Origin of the sequence: Candidatus Hydrogenedens sp. (assembly GCA_035378955.1) — a bacterium.
GTDB lineage: Bacteria > Hydrogenedentota > Hydrogenedentia > Hydrogenedentales > Hydrogenedentaceae > Hydrogenedens.
This window is the reverse complement of sequence record DAOSUS010000119.1, coordinates 1-5,760: the sequence shown is the minus strand read 5'-3', so window position 1 is coordinate 5,760 and position 5,760 is coordinate 1. Positions and strand designations below refer to the sequence as shown.

At 35.4% G+C, this 5,760-nt stretch carries 7 protein-coding genes; all 7 read right to left on the bottom strand.

Annotated elements, in window-relative coordinates; all coding sequences use genetic code 11:
• Positions 1 to 187: hypothetical protein (locus PLA12_14245; GenBank protein HOQ33649.1), on the bottom strand; the 187-nt coding region annotated here is incomplete at its 3' end.
• Positions 184 to 2,436, bottom strand: a complete 2,253-nt coding sequence (locus PLA12_14240; GenBank protein HOQ33648.1) for a hypothetical protein — start codon at positions 2,434 to 2,436, stop codon at positions 184 to 186. The genes PLA12_14240 and PLA12_14245, both read right to left, overlap by 4 nt.
• Complete coding sequence (locus PLA12_14235; GenBank protein ID HOQ33647.1) at positions 2,436 to 2,789, bottom strand: hypothetical protein; 354 nt, start codon at positions 2,787 to 2,789, stop codon at positions 2,436 to 2,438. Before PLA12_14235 ends, PLA12_14240 begins: the two co-directional genes overlap by 1 nt.
• On the bottom strand, positions 2,786 to 4,153 hold the full coding sequence (locus PLA12_14230; GenBank protein ID HOQ33646.1) for a hypothetical protein: 1,368 nt from the start codon (positions 4,151 to 4,153) through the stop codon (positions 2,786 to 2,788). Before PLA12_14230 ends, PLA12_14235 begins: the two co-directional genes overlap by 4 nt.
• A complete protein-coding gene (locus tag PLA12_14225) occupies positions 4,153 to 4,293 on the bottom strand; it encodes a hypothetical protein (protein HOQ33645.1) in 141 nt (46 codons plus the stop codon). The genes PLA12_14230 and PLA12_14225 overlap by 1 nt, the downstream gene beginning before the upstream one ends.
• A complete protein-coding gene (locus PLA12_14220) occupies positions 4,277 to 4,816 on the bottom strand; it encodes a hypothetical protein (GenBank protein HOQ33644.1) in 540 nt (179 codons plus the stop codon). The genes PLA12_14225 and PLA12_14220 overlap by 17 nt, the downstream gene beginning before the upstream one ends.
• Positions 4,817 to 4,826: 10 nt before the next feature.
• Positions 4,827 to 5,666, bottom strand: a complete 840-nt coding sequence (locus PLA12_14215; GenBank protein ID HOQ33643.1) for a hypothetical protein — start codon at positions 5,664 to 5,666, stop codon at positions 4,827 to 4,829.
• Positions 5,667 to 5,760 lie beyond the last annotated feature (94 nt).

Sequence of the window (5,760 nt, the reverse complement as noted above, 5' to 3'; positions counted from 1 at the left end):
CGTATAACTGTATCCCCATCTCTTCACCACACCAAAATACAAATCGTGGCTTTTTTAAATCTAAATCAACTTTGGGTAGGTGTAAAACAAATTCAATGTAGCACAACCTAAATCCAATTACTTTTAATCGCTCCGTCCCGTCTGGAATTTCGCCCATCGTTGCAAATAAATAGTATGGAACTGTCATTCTACAATCTCCGCCCAGCTTCTGCCGCCTTCATTCAAATCAATAAATTTTACAAAACGATAAATTGGGTATCCTTGTGGGTCAAAGTCAACTATCATCACTGGTATATTCCCAATTCCCCACTTAAATTTGATAATTGGGAATTCAATTTCTGCTGGAACAATTTTATTTTCACGCATTTCCTCAACCCCCCCTGAAACGATATATGATTTTCTCCTGGACGGCTCATACTCCGTTGTAGAATCTTCTTTTAATAATTTCTCAAAATAGTAATTGTCAGACGGAGGGGTATTTGACCAGTATCCCAATTTGAAATCGTCTATTCTGGCAACCTCTAAATCTTCCTGAAAATCACAATCTACCACATAATTGTTATATTTTATATCTGTTATTTTCCCATAGAATTCCCCTTCGTTTCCCTCAAAAGATATGCTATTCTGCCTGTCCTGAATTTCAAATGTCCGATTAAAAAGTAGAATCGGAATGAGGCTATCTATGTTTGGCTGAAAATCGGTTTGTATTTCACACCAGTAGCCTGCCCCCTCACGGTATATATGCGTTGACGCAATCATTGAATTTATATTTGAAGATGTATCTGAACCCCCAATATTTTGCCATATTACATTTATTCTCTTGTTATTCAAACCCAAAAACTCATTGTAGTATTCTAAAAGTGGAAACTTGTAATTAAGATTGTTTCTTTGAATGCCATTTATCAAAAAGTAGAGATTATCTAAAATGCTGTCTGCAACCTCATCAGTTATTAAATTCTCACAACGGTAAACATATTGTCTCCCGTTTACAATTCCCCGATATTTGATTCGTCTCACATTTTTACTTTTCAAAAGTCCATTTATAACTATCCCGTCGTTATTATCAATCGGAAAAACTGGAATTTCAATCATTGAAAAAGGGTAGGTATAAGTGGAAGGTGCAAACTGGTGGGGTATGTCACAATCTATACTCAAATCGCAACCGTTAATTGAGATTGTGAAATTTTTATAAGGCTTGTTAGAATTAAAATAAACTGGAACTCCATTTTTTATCAAAAAGATATTGTTTAATTTCACCCATTCAAAATCATCAAGATTAAACATTGTAGAATCATATTCAAAAATTGGCTGAATAACAAATTTGCTATGAACCCCGAGTTTTGAACCTATTGAATTTTTCAAATACCAATCATATTTTACAGGGTGAGGGATTGGCAAGGGTGCTGGATTTTCTGTTGGTGGCAAAACATAATATATGTCCCGTACATACGGCTCTCCCACTTTTGCTAAATCCATCTCCTCTGGTGTTAAATCATACGCAACCTCATTTAAGTAGTTATCAGGATGTCGGAAAATATAAGATTGAAACGGTGCGGTGGTATAGTCAATTAAAAACGGATAAGTGAGTATTATTTTTTGTGGCAATTCGATTGATTCTAAACTTGCAGAAATATTTGGTAAAATAGGAAGGGAGACACTGGTGTCTGCATTATAATTAAATCGGATATTTAGATAAAATAAATTTTCAATATATTTTGCTGTCCAGGTGAATAAATTTCCACAAATAATATTTAAAAATTCAAAATGATTGTAAAACTGCGTTTTTGAGGTATATGGTGTATTTTGTAAAGTTTGAATGGTAATATTGTCAAAATATATTGCTCCACTAAAATATGGTGATACAAATGTGTTTTTAAAATACATTAAAGCATCGTAGCAACTCCATTGAACCCCCAAGCCTTCTTTTACAAATAGATTTTCGTCAACTTTTCGATTCAACCCAGCAAAGTTTGGCATACCCGCAACTTCAACTACTTGTTGATTTTCGGTATCAAAAAAGTTGTAGGAATTGAAACTAACTTCTTGTAAATCTTCCTCAATCCCAACTGCCTCAATTCGGTATTTATAGTTATTGCCTGAATATTTTTCAACCTCGATTCTTTTAACCCTTCCAATAAAAATAACCTCATAATAGTAAACGGTGGGTGGGTTATCTAATACCCCGCTTTGCTCTATTTCTGATAGTTTTTTATTAATTAAAACCGAATTGCCATACCAATCGCCCCTTGCCCAAATTTTTATAATCTGTCCAACCGATAAGGACAACTCGCCGTAGATGGGATAATAACTAAATGACGCCGTGTTTATACCATTAGAATTAAGATTTATATCCTCTACAATTACACCGTGAGCGTATAAGCTTTGCTCATCGTAACCGGTTACATATAGTTTAATATATTTCGGTATGTGTGCCATTATAAAGTTTTATAAACCTTCATTTTCCCTTTTAGTAAATAATATTCCCCTGGTGGCAAACCAGCGATATTACTTTTTAACACAACTATCTTTTGCGTCTCATTTATCTCGATATTGTAAGCCCTTCCAGTAAACATCTGCGAACCGTAATTTATTGAAATATCTCGTATTTGATTTGAAATGAATCTAGTTGAGGATATTAACTCAAATGAGACATCTCTATCTTTTGTGTAATTTCCCAATTCAATTGGCAAATAATGATATGGATATTCAATGAATTCAAGATTAATGTCATTACCCACAAAATCAATTGAACCGTATAACCTATATGAACCGAGTTCAACAATTCTCATGGCAGAACCCCTGGATAAGCACCAATTTTTTGAATTGAATATTTATTAAATTTTGTTATAACCCCAGCCCAAAAATTAATCGTGGTTTCATATGCAGTTTTAAATTCAACAACCGCGTTTGTAATTTTATCAAGTGAATTTTTAATCCCAACCAATTTATCAACAACTGGTATAACCGCCGTAGCAAGGGTAGGCATACCTGTTTCTGGCGAAATGAAAACACTTTTTACAATTGGTGAGAATTCTCCAAAGTTTTTTGTCGCAAAATCACTGATTTTTTTGTATGCTTTTTCTAATGACGGCATACTTGTCGCGGCATACTCATACATTTCCCCCTTTATCGCTTCCCTCGCCTTTGCGAAAAACTGCTCCATCTGAGTCGCGGGTAATTGAGCCAAATCTTTATAAGATTCTGCAAGTGTTCCAGGGTCGAGATATTTCTTAAATATATCAGCATATTCTTGTGTATTTAACATATCTGCTATTAACTTGCCGTATTCGCCCATCTTATCTGCTGGAACTGCACCTGATACAAAATCTTTATACTGTTTTATACCCTGCTCCAATTTTGAGGTTATTTCACGAGGGTCAATGTCAATATACTTTGAAAAGTATTCAATTGAGGCAAACATTGATTCTACATCACCACCAAAATCACCAGCCAGTTTACGCATTTCCGTTTTTATTTGCCTGACATTGGAACGAACGCTATCGGTAAAAATATTGTATAATTGCCCCATTTCTTCAAGGGTTTTACCACTTAATTGCCCCACATTTGCAACCGTCATAAATGTGTCTACATCAATATTTTCTAAATATTTAAGTTTTGAAAAAACACTTGCAATATCATTTATAGTTTTGATAGACTGGTCTGGAAGTGAGGGTAAAATACTTTCAACTGCTCCCGCCAATTCTTCAAATGGGACGCCAGTCGCTTTTGCTATATTTTGCAAAGTTAATTTTATATCGTCAAAATTAGAAAATAAAGTTTTATCAATATTTCCAAACATCCCCCGCAATGAGGTAGCCATCGGCAGTGCTTTTTCGATTGAAGACTGAACGCCCCTTGCCATCATTAATACACCACCTACCGCAACTCCACCTACCGCTCCGAGTGCCAAACCTATGCTGGATTTTACAGACGGTATCACTCTTTTTGTAATTGTATTCCCAATTTCCGAAAACAGTTTTTTAATGTTTCCCGAAACAGAGGTAGTATCCACCTGTTTCGCTTCTTTTGCTATTGAACCAAGTTTCTGATTAATTTCTTTTGTATCAATCCCTATGGCAACTTTACGCTTTTTAGAAATAACCGCCTGTAAAGCCTTGTCATCTACATCTAAACTTAATTTAATATTTGCCATTATAGAATCATCCCGATTAACGCAGTAAATGGGTCATTCGCTTTTAATAAATTAGTTTTTGCTGATTTCACAATCATATAATCCAAAACGGACGGATTACCCAACTTGAATTTCATTAACGCATCAACGAAAAAAGTCATTGCCACTCTGCCCCCACATATAGATTTTTTTAACTATATCTTCAATAAGGTCGGTAGTTAATAGCCCCAGTGCTGAAACTATTTTTCTGTTTAAGTAATAATTCTGCTCCAAACAAGCCACAATTATATCAACCAGTGAATTTATATCTACCCCCTCTTTCATTTTGTCTGCCCGCTCAATTAACATGTCAAAAAGTGGGTCACATGCCTCAAAAAATTCATTCCCATTTTTCAAAACTAATTTGTAATTGACATGTGCGATAGTTTTGATTATCCATTCATTTCCGTCAGCCAAAATCACTGGTATCCCATCGACTTTGTTTTTTTGCAAATCTCCGGGAATAGGAGATTTTACTAACAATTGAAAGCCATCATCAATTTCTATTTTATCAATTTTTTCCTCAACCGATTCGATTGAGGAAACAAGCAATTTATAACTATCATTAACCGCTCCAAAATACCAGTCTCCAACTTGCTTCCAGTTTAAATCCCAAAGTTTATTTTTGCTTTTAAATATAATCATAAAATCTCCTCTATGCCAAAGCAAATGCTATTGTTTTAGGTAGTAATGTAACCTCTGCCGTTGCAACTTCACCAATTTGTGTAGTCAGGGTATCTGCATTCACCGCACACTGCCCAAGTGTTATTGTCCCGCCAGTCGTAGGGGCTCCAAAAGATTGATATTTTTTAAGATTCAATGTAAAATCAGTAGCAGTTTCAAGTGCTTGTGTTGCCAAAAAATCATCAACTAACAATCTTAATTTCACCTGGATATCTACATTGGTAATAGCACTTACCGAAGGGTCAATATTTTCGTCATAGTGGTCGTAGAATTCGATATTTGTGGAAAAGTCTAAATTTCTAATGCCAACTACATTAGCACCAAAAGTTACAGTGCTGATTGTAGATACCGCAGAGTGGGTAACCGCAAAGGATGTAATATCTTGCGTATCTACTTCAATTGCACTACCCCTGACTTTGAAGGTAGCCGTCAGAGGTTCTCCAATATCTCCTGAAATTTTATCCAGGTAAATAACCGCCTCATTAATTATCGCAACCAAAACGCCAGTTTTTGAATAGAACAAATTATCCGTCGGAGTGCTGGCAAATGTCCCCATGTAAAATTTACAGGTATCAACTTTATAAATCTGGTTATTAAAAAAACTCAGCAAACCCTTAATATCATGGGTTTCTAATTCTAATTCTGGCATCAGTTTTGTTAAAGCCGTCAAGTCGTTATTTACAGACGAGGTCGCTTTTAACTTCAACCATTCTGGATTTTGTGCCAAGTTAACCACCTGAACGGGGATATTAACTACGCTTGCACCAGTCCCCAACTGCACGCCAACCAAAGTTCTTAATGTAGCCGTCATATTTGTTCTCCTTATACTGGAAGTTTTTTAATTTTTCTCGCACACTCTTGTATTTCTGAATTCTTAACGATTTTCAACTCGTCCGCTACTGACT

Excerpts from the sequence above, each read along its gene's own strand:
- PLA12_14240 (HOQ33648.1), bottom strand. The coding sequence starts at position 2,436 with ATGGCACACATACCGAAATATATTAAACTATATGTAACCGGTTACGAT.
- PLA12_14225 (HOQ33645.1), bottom strand. The coding sequence starts at position 4,293 with ATGACTTTTTTCGTTGATGCGTTAATGAAATTCAAGTTGGGTAATCCG.
- PLA12_14215 (HOQ33643.1), bottom strand. The coding sequence starts at position 5,666 with ATGACGGCTACATTAAGAACTTTGGTTGGCGTGCAGTTGGGGACTGGT.
- PLA12_14220 (HOQ33644.1), bottom strand. The coding sequence starts at position 4,816 with ATGATTATATTTAAAAGCAAAAATAAACTTTGGGATTTAAACTGGAAG.
- PLA12_14235 (HOQ33647.1), bottom strand. The coding sequence starts at position 2,789 with ATGAGAATTGTTGAACTCGGTTCATATAGGTTATACGGTTCAATTGAT.
- PLA12_14230 (HOQ33646.1), bottom strand. The coding sequence starts at position 4,153 with ATGGCAAATATTAAATTAAGTTTAGATGTAGATGACAAGGCTTTACAG.